Here is an 18,823-nt window from a genome sequence, read left to right as displayed (position 1 = left end):
CGCGTCACCCGCCGGACGACCCGGCTCCGGCGTTCGGGCTGGTCGGGCTCGGTGCCCGGTTCGCCGCCGGGCGGTGGCGAACCGGGCGGCGGCTTTGCCGTCGGCGAAGGGACTTCCGGGCAAACTTTTGTCAGCTCTCGTCATCACCCGATGGTGTGGTGTTAACTGGCGCGACAGACAGAGAGCGTTTCCCCGACTCGGCTGCGACGGCACAAAGCAGTACCGGTGCGCCCGCCCCGCCTGGAAAGGCCGTCCTCGATGCGTGTGTCCGCCCCGCTGTCGTCCGGTCAACAGCGCCTTTGGACCGTCTCCCAGCTGGACGGGGCCGGCCCGGCCTACAACGAGACCATGGCCTTCACCCTGCGGGGACCGCTGGACCGCGAGGCGCTGCAGCGGGCCTTCGACGCGCTCGCCGACCGGCATGAAGCCCTGCGGACCCGGATCGTGGTCGAGGACGGCCGGCCCGTGCAGGTGGTCGAACCCGCCGGGCACGGGTTTCCGTGCGTGGTCACCGACGTGACCGGGCGGCCCGACGAGGCGGCCGAGCTGCGACGGGCCGAGCCTTCGGCAGCCTTCGACTTGACGCGGGCGCCGCTGGCGCGGGCGCGGCTGCTGGTCGGGGCCGATGGCGGGCCTCTGCCCCCCGGTCTCCACGTTACCGGCGAGGACCGACGGTTTTCGGATGACCGGTACGTCCTGCTGATCACCGTCCACCACGTCGTCTTCGACGGGTGGTCGCGGACGCTGCTGCTGCGGGAACTCGGTGTCCTCTACGCCGTCCAGCTCGCCGGCACCGAGTCCGGCCTGTCGCCCGCCCGGCCCTACCGGGACCACGCCCGCGCCCAGCAGGCCTGGCTGGCCGGCGACGGCCCGGAACGGCACGAAACCTACTGGCGCGCGCAGCTCGACGGGGTGCCGCCCGTTCTCGACATCCCCGCCGACCGGCCGCGGCCCGCCCAGCAGGACTTCCGCGGGGCGCGGGTGCCCGTCGCTCTCGGGCCGGAGCTCACCGGGCGGCTGAAGGCGGTGGCGCGCGAGCACCGGGTCACGCTCTACTCCACCATTCTGACCTGCTGGTTCATTCTCCTGAACCGGCTTTCCGCGCAACCTGACATCGTTGTCGGCGTGCCCACCGCCAACCGGGGCGCCGGCGGCGAGCACCCCGGCACGCTCGGGTTCTTCGTCAACACCCTGGCCGTGCGGGCCGACCTCTCCGGGGCGCGGACCGGGAACGTCCTGCTCACCGCAGTCCGCGCCGCGCTGCGGGGTGCCATCGAGCACGCCGAGCTGCCGTTCGAACGGGTCGTCGAGCTGGTGAACCCGCCGCGCAGCCCGGCGCACACCCCGCTGTTCCAGACCATGTTCGCCTGGGTGCCGACCCAGCACGACCTGCTCGACCTGCCCGGTGTGGCCGTCGCTCCCCTCGACGTCGAGCACGCCCCGGCGAAGTTCGACCTCGCGCTCGGCCTCGCCGACGAGGACGGCGACGTCCTCGGGCACCTCGACTACGCCGTCGCCCTGTTCGACCACGCCACCGCCGAACGGTACGCGCGCTACCTCGTGCGGCTGCTGGAGCAGCTCGCCGCCCGGCCGGGGGCCGACGTCGCGAGCTACGAGCTGCTCGACGACGCCGAACGCCGCGAAATCCTCTCCTCCTGGAGCACCGGTCCCGAGCCGCGACGGCGGCCCGGCGGGCTCGTCGAGCGGTTCACCGCCGTCGCCGACGCCACTCCGGACGCCCCCGCGCTCGTCTGCGACGGGGAGACCCGCAGTTACCGCGAGCTGGACCGGCGCAGCACGAAGCTGGCCAACGCCCTCCGGGCGCGCGGGGCCGGGCGCGGCCGGGTCGTCGGTGTCCTCAGTGGACGGTCGGCGGAGCTGGTGACCGCCGTGCTGGCCGTGCTGAAGACCGGGGCCGCCTACCTGCCGCTGGACCCCGCCCAGCCGGCCGCCCGGCGGGCGGCGATGGTCGAGGACGCCTGCCCGGTCCTGGTCCTCGGGGAGAGCGGAAACACCGCCGCACTCGAAGCCGAAGGCGACGAGACCCGGCTACCGGTCACCACCGGGCCCGCCGACACCGCCTATGTCATCTACACCTCGGGCTCGACCGGCCGCCCCAAGGGTGTCGCCGTCACCCACCACAGCGTCCTCGCCCTCTTCGACCAGTGGCTCGACCGCTTCGGCGCCACCCCGGGTGAAGCGACGTCGGCCTGGTCCAGCATCGGCTTCGACGCCTCGGTGCACGAACTCCTCCTCCCCCTGACCACCGGGGCCGTGCTGCACGTCGTCCCCGAGGACGTCCGGCCCGACCCGGCCGCGCTGATGGCGTGGCTAAGGGAACACCGGGTGGTCCAGGCGTTCCTGCCACCCGCCTACGTCCGGTGGGTCGACGAAGACCCCACCCGCGTCCACGGGCTGGCACTCCGGCAGCTGCTGACCGGCGTCGAACCGCTGACCGGCGCCGCCCTCGCCCGGTTCGCCGCCGCGCTGCCCGGGCTGCGGATCTGCTTCGGCTACGGGCCGACCGAAGCCACCCTCTACGCCACCGCGCACTTCGACCCCGAACCCGTGGACCGGCCGGCGCCGATCGGGCGGCCGCTGCCCGGCTCGCGGCTCTACCTGCTCGACGAGCGGCTGCGCCCGGTGCCGCCGGGGGTGGCCGGCGAGGTCTTCCTGGCCGGCGACTGCCTGGCCCGCGGGTACCTGCACCGGCCGGACCTCACCGCCGAACGGTTCGTCGCCGACCCGTTCGCGCCCGGCGAGCGCATGTACCGGACCGGGGACCTGGCGCGGTGGCTGCCCAGCGGCGAAGCCGAGTACGCGGGCCGCCGCGACGACCAGATCAAGCTGCGCGGCTTCCGCATCGAGCCGGGCGAGGTGACGGCCGCGCTGCTGGCCGTGCCCGGTGTCCGCGAGGCCGCCGTGCTGGTGGACCGCGAAGGCGAGCCGCGGCTCGTCGCCGGGATCGCGGGCGGAAGCCGGACGCCGCACGAATGGCGGGCCGCACTGGCCGGCCGGCTGCCGGACTACATGATCCCGTCGGTGTTCGCCGAGTTCGACCGGCTGCCGCTGAGCCGCAGCGGCAAGCTCGACCGCGACGCCGTCCTGGCGCACGCCCGCACCAGCGCCCCCACCGCGGTCAACACCGCCGCCCCGCGCGACCACGTCGAGCTGGCGCTGCTGACGATCTGGCGTGACCTGCTGCTGCACCCGTCGATCGGGGTCTCGGACGACTTCTTCGCCGTCGGCGGCACGTCGATCTCGGCGATCAAGCTGGCCCACGCGATCGGCGCGGAGTTCGGCCGCGAGCTGCCGATCCGGGACGTCATCCTGCACCCGACCATCGAGGCGCAGGCCGCGCTGGTGCGCGCGGACCGTCCGGCGGGCGGCGGCAGCCTGATCGAGTTCCGCCGCGGCGACGGCGCGGGCCGCGTCGTCTGCGTGCACCCGGCGGGCGGCACGGCGTTCTGCTACCTGCCGCTCAGCGCCCTGCTCCCGGCGGAGGCCGGGGTGCTCGGCATCCAGTCCCCCGGCCTCGACCCCGGCGAAGAGCCGCTGCCGAGCGTCGAAGCGATGGCCGAGGAGTACCTGCGGCTGGTCGACCCGCGGCCCGGAGAACCGCTGGTCCTCTGTGGACTTTCCTACGGCGGCCTGGTGGCCTACGAGATGGGACGGCGGCTGGCCGGGCACCACCCGCACGTCAGCGTGGTCCTGCTCGACACCGCGGCGACCGACGACCCGGCCGCGAAAGCCGCGATCGAACCCGTTCCGGCGGCCGAGTTCCGGGAGAAACTGGTGCGGTTCAACGGGATGTACCCGGGCATCGAGGACGCGCAGATCGAGCGCTACCACCGCACCTACAACCACAACCGGCTGACCGCGCGCGAGCACGACCCCGGCGAGTCGGCGGCGCGGGTGGTGTTCGTCCAGGCCGTCGGCGAGGACCCGGTACCCGGCGCGGTGGAGTTCTGGCGCCGCCGCGCCCGCGGCGAGTTCGAGGTGGTTCCTGCCGACTGCGGGCACTGGGACATGCTGGAAAGCGACGCGCTGCCGCTGGTCGCCAAGATCGTCACCGCCGAACTGGTGGCCCGATGACCTCGATCGCCCGCCGCGTCCACGACCGGGCCCTGCGGCACCCGGACGCCCTCGCCGTGTCCGACGGCCACCGGCAGCTGACCTACGCCGAGCTGAACGCCGGTGCCGCCGCCGTCGCGGAAGCGTTGTCCCGGCGGGGAGTCCGCCCGGGTGACGCGGTCGCCGTCGGCCTGCCGCGCTCGCTGGAGCTGGTCCAGGTCATGCTGGGCGTGCTGCGCCTCGGCGGCCAGGTCGTCCCGCTGGACCGGCAGAGCCCGCCCGCGCGCCGGGACGTCATCCTCGCCGACGCGGGTGCGGTCGCGGTGATCGAGGCCGAGCTGCCCGGCTTGACGCCGGTCGAGGCCGGGCTGCCCGCGGAGCCCGCGCCGGCGTCGTTCCTCTTCTCCACCTCCGGCACCACCGGACGGCCGAAGGGCGTCGAGGTGCGCGACGCCGGGATCCTGCGCCTGGCCGAACCCGGCTGGCTCGACATCGGCACCCGGTTCGCCTGCCTGGCCAACCCCGCCTTCGACGCGATCAGCTTCGAGGTGTGGGTGCCGCTGCTGACCGGCGGCACGTGCGTGATCCTCGACGACGAAACCGTCCGCGACCCGCAGGCGTTCGCCGACGCACTGGTGGCCGAGCGCATCGACACGATGTTCGTCACCGCGACCCTGTTCAACGCGGTCGCCGAGACCGTGCCGGGCAGCTTCTCGACCGTGCGCCGGGTCGTCATCGGCGGCGAGCAGCTCAACGCCCCGCTGATCCGCCGCTGGTACCGGGCCAACCCGGACTCCCCGACGCGGCTGCAGAACGGCTACGGCCCGACCGAGACGACGACCTTCGCGCTCAGCTACGCCATCCCGCGCGGCTTCGACGGCGACGTCGTGCCGATCGGCCGCCCGCTGCCGGGCACCGGCGCCGTGGCGGTCACGGCCGACGAGCGCGTCGCCACCGAAGGCGAGGTCGCCGAGCTGTACCTCTCCGGCGCGGGCGTCGCGCTCGGCTACCGGGGCCTGCCCGCGGAGACCGGGCAGCGGTTCGTCCGGCTGCCGTGGCTGGACGAGGGCCGCGCGCGGTTCTACCGCACCGGCGACCTGGTCCGGGTGCTGCCGGGCGGCCGGTACGCCTACGTCGGGCGCACCGACCGCCAGGTCAAGGTGCGCGGGTTCCGGATCGAGCCGGGCGAGCTGGAGCAGCGGCTGCTGGCGCACCCGGAGATCCGGCAGGTCCACGTGGCCGTGCGCCGCGCGGCCACGGCCGAGCTGCTCGCCTTCGTGGTGGCCGGCGACCTGTCCTTCGAGGCGTTCGAGGCGCACCTGGCCGCGACCGTGCCCGCCTACATGCGGCCGCACCATGTCTTCCGCGTCGGCGAGCTGCCGCGCAACGCGAACGGGAAGGTCGACGAACCCGCGCTGCTGGGCGGCGGCTTCCCGCCGTGGCGACCGGACACCGGCGGCGAGGCGACGCCTTGGGAGCGCGAAGTCCTGGACGTCGTCACGGCAACGCTCGACGTCCCCGATCTGCGTCCGGGTGACACCTGGCTGCGCTCCGGCGGCGACTCGCTCAAGGCGTTGCGGCTGCGGTTCGCCCTCCGGGAACGCTGGGGCGCGGACCTCGCGCCTTCGGCGGTGCAGCGCGGGACCTTCGCCGACCTCGCCGCCGCCGTCGCGGCCGCGGGCCGGGCGGCCTATCCGGACGTGGACCCGCCGTCCGGCGCGACGGCGGCCCCGGCCACCAGCGAGCAGCAACGGCTTTGGCTGCTGCAGCACCGGAACCCGGCGTCCACGGCCTACCACGTGCCGCTGGCGTTCCGGCTCACCGGCGCGCCCGACGTCGACGCGCTGCGCCGGGACGTGCGGGCCCTGGTGGAGCGGCACCCGGCGCTGCGGACGGCGTTCGAGGCGACCCCCGACGGCCTGCGGCAGGTCGCGAAGGCCCCCTACGACCCGTGGACCGAGCCCGGCGAAGATTTCTTCACCGCGCCGTTCGACCTGGCTTCGGGCCGGGTGCTGCGCGCGGCCTGGCGGCCCGACGGGACGTTCCTGCTGTGCCTGCACCACATCGCGGTCGACGGCTGGTCCTTGAACATCCTCTTCCGCGAACTGTCCGGCGCGCCCCCGCGGCCGGAGGCGCACACGCCGTTCGACTTCGCCGCGTGGCAGTCCCGCTGGTTCGCCTCGCCCGGCTACCGCGCCCAGCTGACCGAGCGGGCCGACGACGCCGAGTCCCTCGGCGAAGCCTCGCCGAAGGGGCGGCTGCACACGACCCGCATCGACCGCGAGCGCGTCGACGAGTGGGCCGCCGAGCTGGGCCTGACGCGCTTCCAGCTCCTGCTCGGCGTGTTCGCCTGGAGCCTCCACGCGGTCACCGGGCACCGCAGGCCCCGGATCGCCGCGCCGGTGGCGAACCGGCCGGTGCGGGAGTTCGAGGACGGCGTCGGGATGTTCGCCAACACCGTCCGGGTGCCGGTCGCGGTGGACCCGGACGAGGACCTCGGCGACCAGCTCCGGCGGCTCGGCGCCGCGGCGGGAGCGGCCCTGGACGACCAGGACGTCGCCTTCGCCGACCTCGACCCGGCGTACGCGGCCTTCGACTACCTGTTCGTCCTGGAGAACACCGACTTCGCCGCGCTGCGGCGGCCCGGCTGCTCGGTCAGTCCACAGTGGATCGAGGCGGCCGAGGCGAAGTGCGCCCTCACGCTGTCGGTGGTCGAACGTCCCGACGGCTTCGACTGCCTGTGGGAGTACGGCGAAGGCCACTTCACCGAAGCCGAGGCGACCGCACTCGGCGAGGTCTTCGACCGCGCCCTGCACGGCGACGCCCGGATCCCGGACCGCCACGACCACGGCCGCGGCGCCGAGGCCGGGCTGACGTGGGAAACCGTCGCCGAAGGCTTCGCGCGGCAGGTCGCACGCACACCCGGCGCGCCGGCGTTGACCGGTGACACGACGCTGACCTACGCCGAGCTGGACGCGCACGCGGCCCGGCTCGCGGCCACCCTGCCCGCCGACGCCACCGACATCGCGCTGTACTTCCGGCCGTCGGCCGAGCACGTCGTCGCGTTGCTCGCCCTGGCCCGGCTCAACATCACCGCCGTGCCGCTGGATCCCGCGTACCCGCCCGAACTGCTGCGCGCCATGCTCGACCGCGTCCGGCCGCGGTGCGTCCTGCTCGCGCCGGGCGAAGCGTTCGAGACCGACGTCGAGCGCCGGTTCGTGACGCTCACCGGCGGCCCGGTGCCGGACGTCCCGGCCCGGCACACCGGACGGCCGCTCTACACGCTGTTCACCTCGGGCTCGACCGGCGTGCCGAAGGGCGTGCGCGTCCCCGACCGCACGCTGGCCAACCTCCTGCAGTGGCAGGACCTGCCGCCCGCGGCGACCCAGCAGTTCTCGATGCTGTCGTTCGACGTGTCGTTCCAGGAGATCTTCACGACGCTCTGCGGCGGCGGACGGCTGCACCTGATCCGCCCGGAGTGGCGGCACGACGTCCCGGCGCTGCTCACCCAGCTCGACACCGCCGGGATCGAACGGATCTTCCTGCCCTACGTGGCCCTGCAGCTGCTCGCCGAGCACGGCGTCCGGCTCGGCCGGTACCCGGCTCGGCTGCGGGACGTCGTCACCGCCGGCGAGCAGCTCGTGTGCACCCCGGCGATCCGGCGGTGGTTCGCCGGGCTGCCGGGCGCGCGCCTGCACAACCACTACGGCCCGACCGAAACCCACGTCGTCAGCGCGCTGACCCTCGACGGCGATCCGGCGGCCTGGCCCGACCGGCCCGCCATCGGCCGCCCGGTGGCGAACGCCGTCCTGCGGGTCGCCGACGCCACGGGCGCGGCCCTGCCGCCGGGACAGGTCGGCGAGCTGCTCATCGGCGGGCTGCCGGCGAACCGGTGCTACCTGGGCGAAGCGGCTCCGGAGAAGTTCGCCGAGCTGCCCGGGCTGCACTACCGCAGCGGCGACCTCGCGCACTTCGACCGCGCCGGGCTGCTGCACTTCGACGGCCGGGCCGACCGGCAGGTCAAGCTCAGCGGGCACCGCCTCGAACTCGGCCAGGTCGAGGCCGCGCTGCTGCGGCACCCGGACGTGGTCAACGCGGTCGTCACGGCCGAAGACGGCAGGCTGACCGCGTTCCTGGAGTGCCGCCGGACGCCGTCGGCCACGGAGCTGGCCGGCTTCCTGGTGCCGTTGCTGCCGCCGCACGCGCGGGTCGACCGCTTCCGCGTGGTCGACACGCTGCCGCGCACACCGAGCGGGAAGCTGGACCGGGACGCCGCGGCCCGGGCTCCGGGCACGGAGCTGCGCCGGACGGCGGTCCGGCCGTCGAGCGAGCTGGCGGCCTTGTTCGAGGAGGTGACCGGCCTGGCGATCGGTCCCGACGAGACGTTCTTCGCCGCCGGGGCCGGCTCGCTGTCGCTGATGCGGTTCCACCTGCGCTGCGCCGAGGCCGGGTACCGGTTCACCGTCGCGGACCTCTTCGAGCACGTCACGCTCCGGGACCTGACGCGCCACCTCGAGAGCGGCCCGGCCGCGACCGCCGCGGCCGCCCGGTCCGCGGCCGACGAGCCGGTGGCCGTCGTCGGCATGGCCGTGCGGCTGCCCGGCGCGCGGGACCTGGCGGCGTTCTGGGACCTGACCGTGTCCGGCCGCCGGGGCATCGAGGAATTCCCGGCCGCCGACGGCCTGGTCGGCGCGCGCAGCCTGCTGGCCGATCCGCTGGCGTTCGACCCCGCGCACTTCGGGATCAGCCCCCGGGACGCGGCGCTGATGGACCCGCAGCAGCGGCAGCTGCTGATGGCGTGCGTGGAGGCGCTGGCGCACGCCGGGCTCACCTCGGGGGACGGCGTCGGGCTGATCGCCGGCTGCGGCGAGGACACCTACCTCCGGCAGCTGCTGCGCGAGGCCGATCCGGCGGCGCTGCCGGACGACTTCCAGCTGGCGCTGCACCACGAGAAGGACTTCCTGGCCACGAAGGTGGCCTACCACCTCGACCTGACCGGGCCCGCGCTGACGACCCAGACGGCGTGCTCGAGCTCGCTGGTCGCGGTGCACCAGGCCGCGGCGATGCTGCGCGGCGGCGAGGCGGAGGTGATGCTGGCGGGCGGCGTGCTCGTCGACGTCACCCTGGCCGAGGGGTACCGGTACCGGCCGCAGCACATCTTTTCCCGGGACGGGCACTGCCGCCCGTTCAGCGACGACGCCGACGGCACGGTGGGCGGCAGCGGCGTCGGCGTGGTGGTGCTCAAGCCGCTTTCGGCAGCGCGCCGCGACGGCGACACGGTGTATTCGGTGCTCACCGGCTCCGCACTGACCAACGACGGCGCGGTGAAGCAGGGCTACAGCGCGCCGTCGCCTGCCGGGCAGCGCGCGGCCGTCCAGGCCGCGCTGCGGCGGGCCGGACGTTCGGGCGCCGACGTCGGGTACGTCGAGACGCACGGGACAGGGACCCGGCTCGGCGACCCGATCGAGGTCGCGGCCCTGCGCGAAGCGATGCCCGATTCGGCGGGCTGCGCGTTGTCGTCGGTGAAGAGCCAGGTCGGCCACCTCGGCGCGGCGGCCGGCGTGGTGGGGCTGATCCGGGCGACCCTGGCGGTGTACCACGGCGTCCTCCCGCCGACGGCGGACTTCCGCGCGCCCAACCCGGCGCTGGACCTGGGGCCGTTCCGGGTGCCGACGGCCGCGGAGCCCTGGCCGGCCGGGCCGCGGGTGGCCGGGGTGAGCAGCTTCGGCATCGGCGGGACGAACGCGCACGTGGTGCTGGAGGCGGCCCGCCCGGCCGCGCCGTCCCGGCCGGATCCGGTGCGGTGCCTGGTGTTGTCGGCCCGCAGCGCCGAGGCCCTTCGCCGGGACGCCTCCCGGGTGGCGGAGTACCTGGCGGCGCACCCGGAGTCCTATGTGGACGTCCTCCGGCACCTGCAGTCGGGTCGCCCGGCGGACCGCTGGCGCCTCGCGGCGGCCTGCGAGGACGCCGCCTCGGCGGTCGAGTGGCTCCGCACCGCCGAACCCCGTGAGGTGACGGCCGAGGAGTCCGAAGCCGCCCTTTCCGCCCCGGCCGAAGCCTGGGTACGCGGAGCGGTCGTGGACTGGGGCACGGCGGCCGGGCCCGCGCCGTGGGACTTCCCGCCGCCCGCCTTCGCCACCCGCGACTTCGACTTCCCGCGGAAGGCCGCCGTCACCCGGCGGCCCGAAACCGAGTGGCTGCACCAGCCCACCTGGGTGCGCCTCCGCCGGGCGAACACCGCCGTCACGACCGAACGGGTCCTCGTCATCTCCGGCGAAGGGCCGCTGACCGCGCCCGCTCTCGACGCCGTCTACGCCCGCGTCGTGCGCGTCCACGCGGCGGACCGCTTCTCGCAGCGAGGTCCCGACACCTTCGACGCCGACCCGGCCGACACCGCGCACCTGCGCCGGATCCTGGACGCGCTGCCGGGCACCGGGATCGACTGGCTCCACACGCTGCCGCTCGGCATCACCGGGCCGCTCGGCGAAACCGCACTGGACCGGGCGAAGTGGGCGTGCCTCGACACCCCGGCCGCGCTCCTGCGGGCCGCCCACGACCGGCCGCTCCGGACGTGGTGGGTCTCCGCCGGTGCCGCGCCCGCGAACACCGCCGTCACCCGGCCCGAAGCCGGGTTGCTCGCCGGGATCACCGCCGTCGGCCCGCAGGAGTCCGGCGTCCCCGGCCACTGGGCCGACCTCGACGGCCCCGATCTCGACCGGCTCGCCGACCTGCTCACCGGGCCGACCCCGCCCGGCCGCGTCGCCCTGCGCGCCGGGTTCTGGTGGGCGCAGGACACCGCGCCGGTGCGCCCCGGCGAGTTCCCGGTGCCGGACGGGACCCACCTCGTCCTCGGCGGCACCGGCGGCATCGGCACCGCCGTCGCCGAAGAACTGCTCACCCGCACCGCCGGCCGGGTCATCCTGCTGGCCCGCCACCCGCACGTGCCCGAGGCGCTCAAGCCGTGGGCCGACCGCGTCGACCTGCTCGCCGCCGACCTCACGAAGGCGTCCGCCGACGACATCCCCGGGCCGCTGGCCGGGATCGTCCACGCGGCCGGGACCACCGGCGGCGGCCTGATCGCCACCCGCGGCGAAGGCACACAGGACGGCAAGCTCGCCGGTGCCCTCCTGGTGGAACGGCTCATCGAACGCGACCGGCCCGCGTTCGCCGTCTACTGCTCGTCGCTGTCGGCGCAGTTCGGCGGGACCGGCCAGCTGGACTACGCCGCCGCCAACGGGTTCCTCGACGCGCTCGCCCACCGCGACGGCCCGACCGCACGGCTCTCCCTCGGCTGGGACGTCTGGCGCGACAGCGGCATGGCCGTCACCGCACTGGAGACCGACGCCCGGCACCAGGCCCACCTGGCCGTCGGCCTCAGCGACGAGGAAGGCAGGCGCACGTTCGCCCGCGCGCTGGGCACCGGGCTCCCCCAGCTCCTGGTCGCGACGACCGGCCTCGAAACCGCCCGGACGTTCCACGAACGCGAAGCCCCGCCGTCGGTGGCACCGGCCGGCGCGGACCTGACCGAGGAGGTCCGCGCCCTGCTGGGGGTCGCCGAGCTCGACCCGGACGTGCCGCTCTACGACCTCGGTGCCGACTCCCTGACCCTGCTGGACGTCGTCGAGTCGGTGAAACGGCTCTACGGCGTCGACCTCGACCTCGCCTGGCTCGGGCCCGAGGTGACGATGGCGGCGCTGCTGGCCAAGCTGGCCGAAGCCGCCGGCCCCGGCGACGTCGAGGTGCAGGTCTGGCGCGAAGGGACCACGCAGGACGCCGTCTGCCTCGTGCACCCGGTCGGCGGCGACGTCCACGCGTACCGCCCGCTCGTCGAGGCGCTGCCGCCCGGGCTCGGCGTCTGCGTGATCGCCGACCCCGCGTTGAGCCGGCCGGAACCGCCCGGCTGGTCCATTGTGGAGCGAGCGCGCCGGTACCACGCCGCGCTGCAGGCGAAACGACCCGGCCGCACCTGGCAGCTGGCCGGGTGGTCGTTCGGCGCCTGGGTGGTGGCCGGCATGGCCGCCGAAGCGGAACGCGCCGGGCAGCCGGTGCGCGCGGTGCACCTGATCGACCCGCCGCCACCCGGCGCGAGTGCCGCGGACTACAGCGACGCCCAGCTGGAAGCGGTGTTCGAGCGTGAGCTGGGTGCTTCCGGCGGCACCGCGGGCGAGCACGCGCAGAAGCTCGCCCGCGCCTGCCGGGCCAACCTGCGCAGCATGGCCGGGCACGCGCTGCCCCGCCTGGCCGCGACACCCAGCCACGTCTGGCTCGCCGTCGAAGCCGAGCCCGGCCTGCCGGTGGCCGGCCGCGACGGCTGGCGCGACCTGCTGCCCGAGCCGAGCCACTGGCACACCCTGCCCGCCACCCACTACGGCATCGTGCGCGCCCCGCACGTCACCGCGGTGGCCGCGGCCATCGAACCGTGAGACCCCACGAGGGAAGGAAACCATGGAGCAGTACGAACTCGACGCCGTCAAGCGGATCACCACCCGGCCGGCGCGCAGCTACCGGACCCTGGCGGTGCGCGGCCTGACCCCGGTGCTCGGCGCCGAGGTCACCGGCCTCGACCTGACCCGGGACCTGACCGAGGACGAGCTCACCGAGCTGAAGACGGCGTTCCTGGACCACCACGTGCTGGTGTTCCGCGACCAGGACATCACGCCGGACGACCACCAGCGCCTGGCCGCGCACTTCGGCGAGCTGCGGCCGGTGAACCCGCCGCCCGAGCACGGGAACCCCTACATCCTGGAGGTCGCGACCGCCCCCGAGGCGGTCACCGTGTTCGGCAACGGCTGGCACGCCGACGGCACCGCGGACGAGGAGCCGTCGCTCGGGTCGATGCTGCACATCACCGAGATGCCCGAGCCGGGCAGCGGCGGCGACACGCTCTTCGCCAACATGCACCTGGCCTACGACATGCTTTCGCCGCAGCTGAAGGAGTTCCTGACCGGGCTGACCGCGATCCACGACGGCGCGCACGCCTTCCGCGGCCACAAGATCCCGGACGGCTACGTCCCGCCGGTCAGCGAGCACCCGGTGGTCGTGCGGCACCCGGAAACCGACCGGCCGCTGCTGTACGTCAACCCGGCCTACACCTCCCGCATCCCGCAGCTGTCGGCCGACGAGAGCCAGGCCGTGCTGGACCTGCTGTTCTCGATCGTGCCGAACCGGCCGATGCTCGCCTGCCGCGTCCGGTGGGAGCCGAACACGCTGGTGTTCTGGGACAACCGCTGCGTCCAGCACCACGCGACCTACGACTACTACCCGCACACCCGCTTCGGTCACCGCGTCGCCATCAACGGCGGCCCGCTCAAGGGCTGACCCCGCTTCCCCGAGGAGCCTCATGTCGTCCGAACCCGTGGTGGACGTCCGCGATCCGGCCGTCCTCGACGATCCGATGCGCGGCTACGACCGCATCCTGGCCACCGCACCGGTCTGCCGGGCCCGGCTGCCCGGCGGCCAGGAGGGCTGGCTGGTCACCGGCAGCGCCGAGGTCCGCGCCGTGCTGGCGGATCCGGCCGTGCGCAACGACCCCACCGGCCTGCCCGGCCAGGGCGCGCAGACGCAGGAGGAGACGTTCCTCGCGCTGGGCACACCCCCGGAGCACCTGCCCTACCTGCGCGCGAGCCTGCTCAGCCTCGACGGCGCCGAACACGCGCGGCTGCGCCGGAGCATCAGCCACGCGTTCGGCGCGGCCCGGGTCGCCACACTGCGCCCGCGGGTGCAGCAGATCGTCGACGAGCTGCTCGACGGACTGGGCGCGACGGCGAACCTGCTCGACGAGTACGCCTACCCGCTGGCCATGGCCGTGGTGTGCGAGCTGGTCGGCGTACCGGAAGCGGACTGGGCGGACTGGTGGCGCTGGGGCAAGGTGCTCGTCGACAGCGACCCGGCGCGGATCACCCCGACGCTGGGCGAGATGTTCGCCTACTGCCACGCGCTGGTGGACCGCCGCCGGGCCGAGCCGCGCGCGGACCTGCTCAGCGAGGTCGTCGCCCAGGACGACCTGACCGACGTCGACGCGGTGGCGCTCGTGGTGTTCCTGGTGCTCGCCGGGCACGAGACGATGGCGAACATGCTGGCCAACGCCGCGTTCGCGCTGATGCGCGACCCGGCCCAGCGGGAGCTGCTGCGGGCGGAGCCGGAGCTGTGGCCGGCCGCGGTGCGCGAGCTGGTCCGCACCGACGGCCCGGTCCAGCTGGCCCGGTTGCGGTACGCGGCCACCGACCTGGAGGTCGGCGGGGTGCAGGTCAAGGCGGGCGACGCGGTGCAGGCGGTGCTCGGCGCGGCCAACCGCGACCCGGCGCAGTTCGCCCACCCGCACACCGCGGACGTGCGGTGGCAGGCCGAACACGGCGGCCGGGAGGGCAGCGTCGGGTTCGGCTGGGGACCGCACTTCTGCCTCGGCGTCGCGCTGGCGAAGCTGGAGGCGGAAGTCGCGCTGCGGAGCCTGTTCGAGCGGTTCCCGGCGGTGGAGCCGCTCGGCGAAGCGGCGTGGGTGCCGCTGCCACGGGCCCGGCACCGGGTCGCGCTCGAGGTGCGGCTGCGGTGAACGCCCCCGATGTTTCGGTCATCCTGCCCTGCGCCGGGTTCGGGACGCGGTTCGGAGCGCCGTACGCGAAGGAGCTGCACTGCCTGGCGCCCGGGGTCACCGTGCTCGACCGCAGCCTGGAAGCGGTGGTGGAGCTGGTGAAGAGCGGGCTCGGCGTGCGCGTGGTCGTCGTGATCGGCCCGCACAAGCTGGACACCGTGAAGTACCTGGCGCGCTACGCCGGGACCTTCCAGCTGGTCTTCGTCTACCAGGACGACGTGGCCGCGCCGGGGCTCGACGGGGCGATCCGGTGCGCCCTGCCGCTGACGTCCGGCCCGGTGGCGCTCGTGCTCCCCGACATCGTCGTCAGCGGCGTGGGCAGCTTGTGCTCCGCGGTGCGGGAGGCGGCCGTGACGGGCTGGAGCGTGGTGGCCGCCGAAGAGCGGGATCCCGGTGTGCTGCGGCAGATGGGCGCGCTGGCGGTGACCGGCGGGGACGGCGTCGTGACCGTCGAGGCCGCCGCCGAGAAGCCGGCCGACCCCGCGGGCTTCAACGCGCTCTGGGGCATGGTCGCGGTCACCGAGGCGCAGGCGCACCGGCTGCCGGACGTGGCGCGCCGCGACGCGGCCAGCCCGCTGGCCGGGGCCCGCGCGCTGATGGTGCGGCGGATCGTCAACTACAACACCACCGAGGGATGAGCATGCTCGACGACGTCATGGCGGCGCTGGAGGCCGTGCTGCCCCGGCTGGCCGCGGTCACCGGCACGCCCGGGGTCGCCGTCGCGGTGGCGACGAGCGACGAGCTGCGCACGGCCGCGACCGGGTACGCGGACCTGGCCACGCGCACGCCGATGACCGCCCGGACCGTCGCGCCCGCGGGCTCGCTCACCAAACCCGTCACCGGCCTGGCGTTCCTGCAGCTCGTCGAGGCCGGGATGGCCGGGCTGGACACCCCCGCCGACCAGGTGCTGCCCGCGGGACTGCGCGGCCCCGATGCGGTGCCCGCCACCACCGCGATGCTGGCCGCCCACCAGGCCGGCTACTCCAGCGACATCGTCACCGCGGTCGCACCGACGGCGCCGGCCGAGCCGATCCTCGACTACGTCCGGCGGCGGCACGAGACCGGCCGCGCCGTCGAGTACGGCGGCGCGCGGCCGCTGGCGACGGCTCCGGGGTCCTATGTGTACTCCAGCTTCGGGGTCGGCGTGCTCGGCGGCGTGGTCGAGCACCTGGCCGGCGAGCCGTACGCGGCCCGCGTCCGCCGGGACGTGTTCGCCGCGGCCGGGATGGCGGACACGAGCATCGACGACGGCACGGGGACCCCCGGCGGTGCCACCGGGTACGCCGCCTTCGGCGACTGGTGCGTGCCGAGCCCGCCCCTGCGGACCGCGGCGCACCCGGGCGTCGGGATGCACACCAGCGCGGCGGACTTCGCGCGGCTGCTGCAGTCCCTGCTGCGCACCGCCCGTGGCGAGCGCGGGCTGGTCGAGCCGGAGTCGCTGGCGGCGATGGTGACCCCGCGGGCCGAGCGCCCGAGCCCGCACGGTGTCCGCTCGTTCTCCGGCCTGACCCTGGAGCTGGCCGATCCGGAGCTGGGCGAGGACTGGTGGTGGGGGCACACCGCCGCGTTCCCCTGGGGCTTCTGGTGGGAGGCGCGGGTCTGGCCGCACCGGGACCTGGCCGCGGTCGCGGTCGGCAACCGGTGGGACATGGCCCGGTTCCACAACCCGGCGACGCGCAGCGCACCGGGGCTGGCCGTCGAGTGGGCGGGCCGCTGGGCGGTGTCCGGCGCGCCGGCGAAGCTCCCCGACATGGACGGGCGGCCCCGGTGGACCGGTCCCCGGCCCACGCCGGAAAGCTCGCACTGGATGGGAGTCCTGCTGGGCGAGCGCACGCACGGCCTGCTCGGCGTGCCCGACCGGCTGCCGGTGGCGGCGCTGGCCGGCGGCGCGCGGTCCCTCGGCGACGGCGACACCGGCGGCTGGGACCCGGCCGCGTTCGAGCGCGGCGTGGACCAGGCCCGCGCGGTGGCGCCGGACCCGGCCGCGCTCGGGGCGCTGGGCCGCGAGCTGGGCCCGGCCGCGGCGCTGTGGATGCTGGAGTGCGGCGCGGCGGGCGCCGACGTCACGATGCCGGTCGGGTTCTACGCGGGAGCACCGCGGTGACGCGGGTGCTGCTGTCGACGTACGGGACACGCGGCGACGTCGAACCGCTGGTGGCGCTCGGCGTCGAGCTGCGGGCCCTCGGGGTGGCCGTGCGGATGTGCACCCCGCCGGACGAGGAGTTCACGGACCGGCTGGCCGGGCTCGGGATCGAGCCGGTGCCGGCCGGCCCGCCGGTGCGGGCGCTGATGAGCGCGGCGGCGCCCCCGACACCGGCGGAACTGACCCGCTACCGCACCGAGCTGCTCGAAACCCAGTTCGACGTCCTCCCCGCGGCGGCCTCGGGGTGCGCTGCGCTGGTGGCGGCCGGCCTGGCGCAGGTCGCCGCCCGGTCGGTGGCCGAGGCCGCGGGCATCCGCTACGTCTACGTGACGTACGCGGCGGTCAACCTGCCGTCGCCGCACCACGCACCGCCCCCGCGGCCGGGCTGGCCGGAGCCGGCGGACGCGGACAACGCGGCGCGGTGGGCGCTCGACGCCGAGCGGGTGAACGAGCAGTTCCGCGAGCCCCTCAACACCCACCGCGCCGCGCTCGGGCTGTCCCCGGTGGTCGACGTCCGCGGCCACGTCTGTTCGGACCGGCCGTGGCTGGCGGCGGACCCGCTGCTGGGCCCGCCGCCCCCGGGTCTGCCGGTCGTCCGGACCGGCGCGTGGACGCTGCCGGACGAGCGGCCGCTGCCGGAGGACCTGGCGGAGTTCCTGGCGGCCGGGCCACCGCCGGTGTACGTCGGTTTCGGCAGCATCATCCCGGCGCCGGACATCGCGCGCTGGGCGGTGGAGGCGTGCCGCGCCCGCGGGTACCGGGTGCTCGTTTCCCGGGGCTGGGCGGACTTGGCGGTGGACGGCGGTTTCGCGATCGGCGACGTCAACCACCAGAGCTTGTTCGCAAAGCTGGCGGCGGTGGTCCACCACGGCGGCGCGGGCACGACCCAGACGGCGGCGCGGGCGGGGGTGCCGCAGGTGGTGGTCCCGATCCGGTTGGCGGACAACCCGTATTGGGCCGGCCAGGTGGCGGCCCACGGGACCGGTGTCGCCCTCGACGGTCCGACGCCTGAGTCTCTTTCCGCGGCTTTCGACGTGGCGTTGGCGCCGGAGACCCGCGTGCGGGCGAAGGCACTGGGTGAGCGGATGCGGGCGGATGGCGCGAAGGTGGCCGCGCGGAGGCTGCTCGACGAGCTGCGCTGAGCCGATCGGGTGATTCCCGGGCGGGCGCCTCAACCGGAGGCGGGCGTCCCGGGTGGACGGTGTGCTCTGCCACCGACCTCCCAGGAGGACGCATGCCGAACCACCGACTGCCCACCCTCGCCGGAGCGGCGCTGCTGGCCGCGTTCGGAACCGTCGCGGTGGCCCCGGCCGCGTCGGCGCACGACGCGTACGCGGACATCGTCAACTGCAGCTACCAGGGAGCGATCCGCTGCGGCTACGGAGGGGTGACGAACGGCCACACCCGCGTGTACGCCTGCGACACGTTCGGCGACGGCTACGGATTCCGCACGGAGTGGCGCACCCGCAGCGGCGGCGGTAGCGGCGTGGACGACGCCAACGGGAGCAGCTCGGGCTGCAGCGCCAAGGTGCCGGGCACGTCGGCCAACCCGGTGACCATCTTCCGCGTCTGCCAGAAGACGCCGAACTGGCAGTGCTCGAACTGGCAGAACGCCTGAGCCTGCCGGGGGGTGGCCCCCGGCAGGCTCAGGCCGGGGGTCAGCCCGTTCTACCGTCCACAGAGGACCTCGTGGGAGAGAGGTGCCAGACCTCTTCCATCGGCGTCCACCCCGAACTACCGTCACCGCCCGAAAGCGACTCCTGACAAGGATCCGTGAACGTCCACCACCGCTGCGTCTCCGGATCCGCCGCGATCCGCGCCTGGTCCGCCTCGTGGTCCTCACCGACGTACTCGTAGTACCCGAACAGCAGATCGTCGTGCAGGAAGATGCTGAAGTTGCGGATATTGGCCTTCCGCAGCATCTCCTCCACCGACGGCCAGACCGCGGCGTGCAGCCGCAGGTACTCCTCCCGCTTCTCCGGGCGCAAGCGGATCAGCATGCCGTAACGCTGGGCCAT

General features: G+C 75.0%; 9 protein-coding genes. 8 read left to right on the top strand and 1 reads right to left on the bottom strand.

From position 1 onward, the window contains the following. Window positions 1-258: 258 nt before the first annotated feature. From ABZX11_RS10660 to ABZX11_RS10625, 8 genes are all read left to right on the top strand, one after another. Window positions 259-4,095 (top strand): amino acid adenylation domain-containing protein, encoded by a 3,837-nt coding sequence (locus tag ABZX11_RS10660; RefSeq protein WP_354911851.1) that lies wholly within the window; start codon window positions 259-261, stop codon window positions 4,093-4,095. Then, entirely contained in the window at window positions 4,092-12,497 is an 8,406-nt protein-coding gene (locus ABZX11_RS10655; protein WP_354911848.1) for an AMP-binding protein, read from the top strand. Before ABZX11_RS10660 ends, ABZX11_RS10655 begins: the two co-directional genes overlap by 4 nt. Window positions 12,498-12,519: 22 nt before the next feature. After that, window positions 12,520-13,392, top strand: a complete 873-nt coding sequence (locus ABZX11_RS10650; protein WP_176176559.1) for a TauD/TfdA family dioxygenase — start codon at window positions 12,520-12,522, stop codon at window positions 13,390-13,392. 22 nt (window positions 13,393-13,414) lie between these two features. Next, window positions 13,415-14,623: a cytochrome P450 gene (locus ABZX11_RS10645; RefSeq protein ID WP_354911845.1), complete on the top strand. Its 1,209-nt coding sequence runs from the start codon at window positions 13,415-13,417 to the stop codon at window positions 14,621-14,623. Then, complete coding sequence (locus ABZX11_RS10640; protein ID WP_176176557.1) at window positions 14,620-15,300, top strand: hypothetical protein; 681 nt, start codon at window positions 14,620-14,622, stop codon at window positions 15,298-15,300. The genes ABZX11_RS10645 and ABZX11_RS10640 overlap by 4 nt, the downstream gene beginning before the upstream one ends. A 2-nt stretch (window positions 15,301-15,302) precedes the next feature. Beyond that, a complete protein-coding gene (locus ABZX11_RS10635) occupies window positions 15,303-16,766 on the top strand; it encodes a serine hydrolase domain-containing protein (protein ID WP_354912020.1) in 1,464 nt (487 codons plus the stop codon). Beyond that, window positions 16,763-17,947, top strand: coding sequence for a glycosyltransferase (locus ABZX11_RS10630; protein ID WP_354911841.1), 1,185 nt, complete (start codon window positions 16,763-16,765; stop codon window positions 17,945-17,947). The genes ABZX11_RS10635 and ABZX11_RS10630 overlap by 4 nt, the downstream gene beginning before the upstream one ends. Before the next feature lie 92 nt (window positions 17,948-18,039). After that, on the top strand, window positions 18,040-18,423 hold the full coding sequence (locus tag ABZX11_RS10625; protein WP_354911839.1) for a hypothetical protein: 384 nt from the start codon (window positions 18,040-18,042) through the stop codon (window positions 18,421-18,423). A gap of 40 nt (window positions 18,424-18,463) precedes the next feature. On the opposite strand, the gene ABZX11_RS10620 is transcribed toward ABZX11_RS10625, so the two are convergent. Continuing rightward, window positions 18,464-18,823: an L-rhamnose mutarotase gene (locus tag ABZX11_RS10620; RefSeq protein WP_354911836.1), complete on the bottom strand. Its 360-nt coding sequence runs from the start codon at window positions 18,821-18,823 to the stop codon at window positions 18,464-18,466.

It is taken from the genome of Amycolatopsis sp. NPDC004169, from assembly GCF_040610315.1.
Lineage (GTDB): Bacteria > Actinomycetota > Actinomycetes > Mycobacteriales > Pseudonocardiaceae > Amycolatopsis.
The sequence above is the reverse complement of the archived record's forward strand: the minus strand, read 5'-3'. Positions and strand labels throughout refer to the sequence as shown.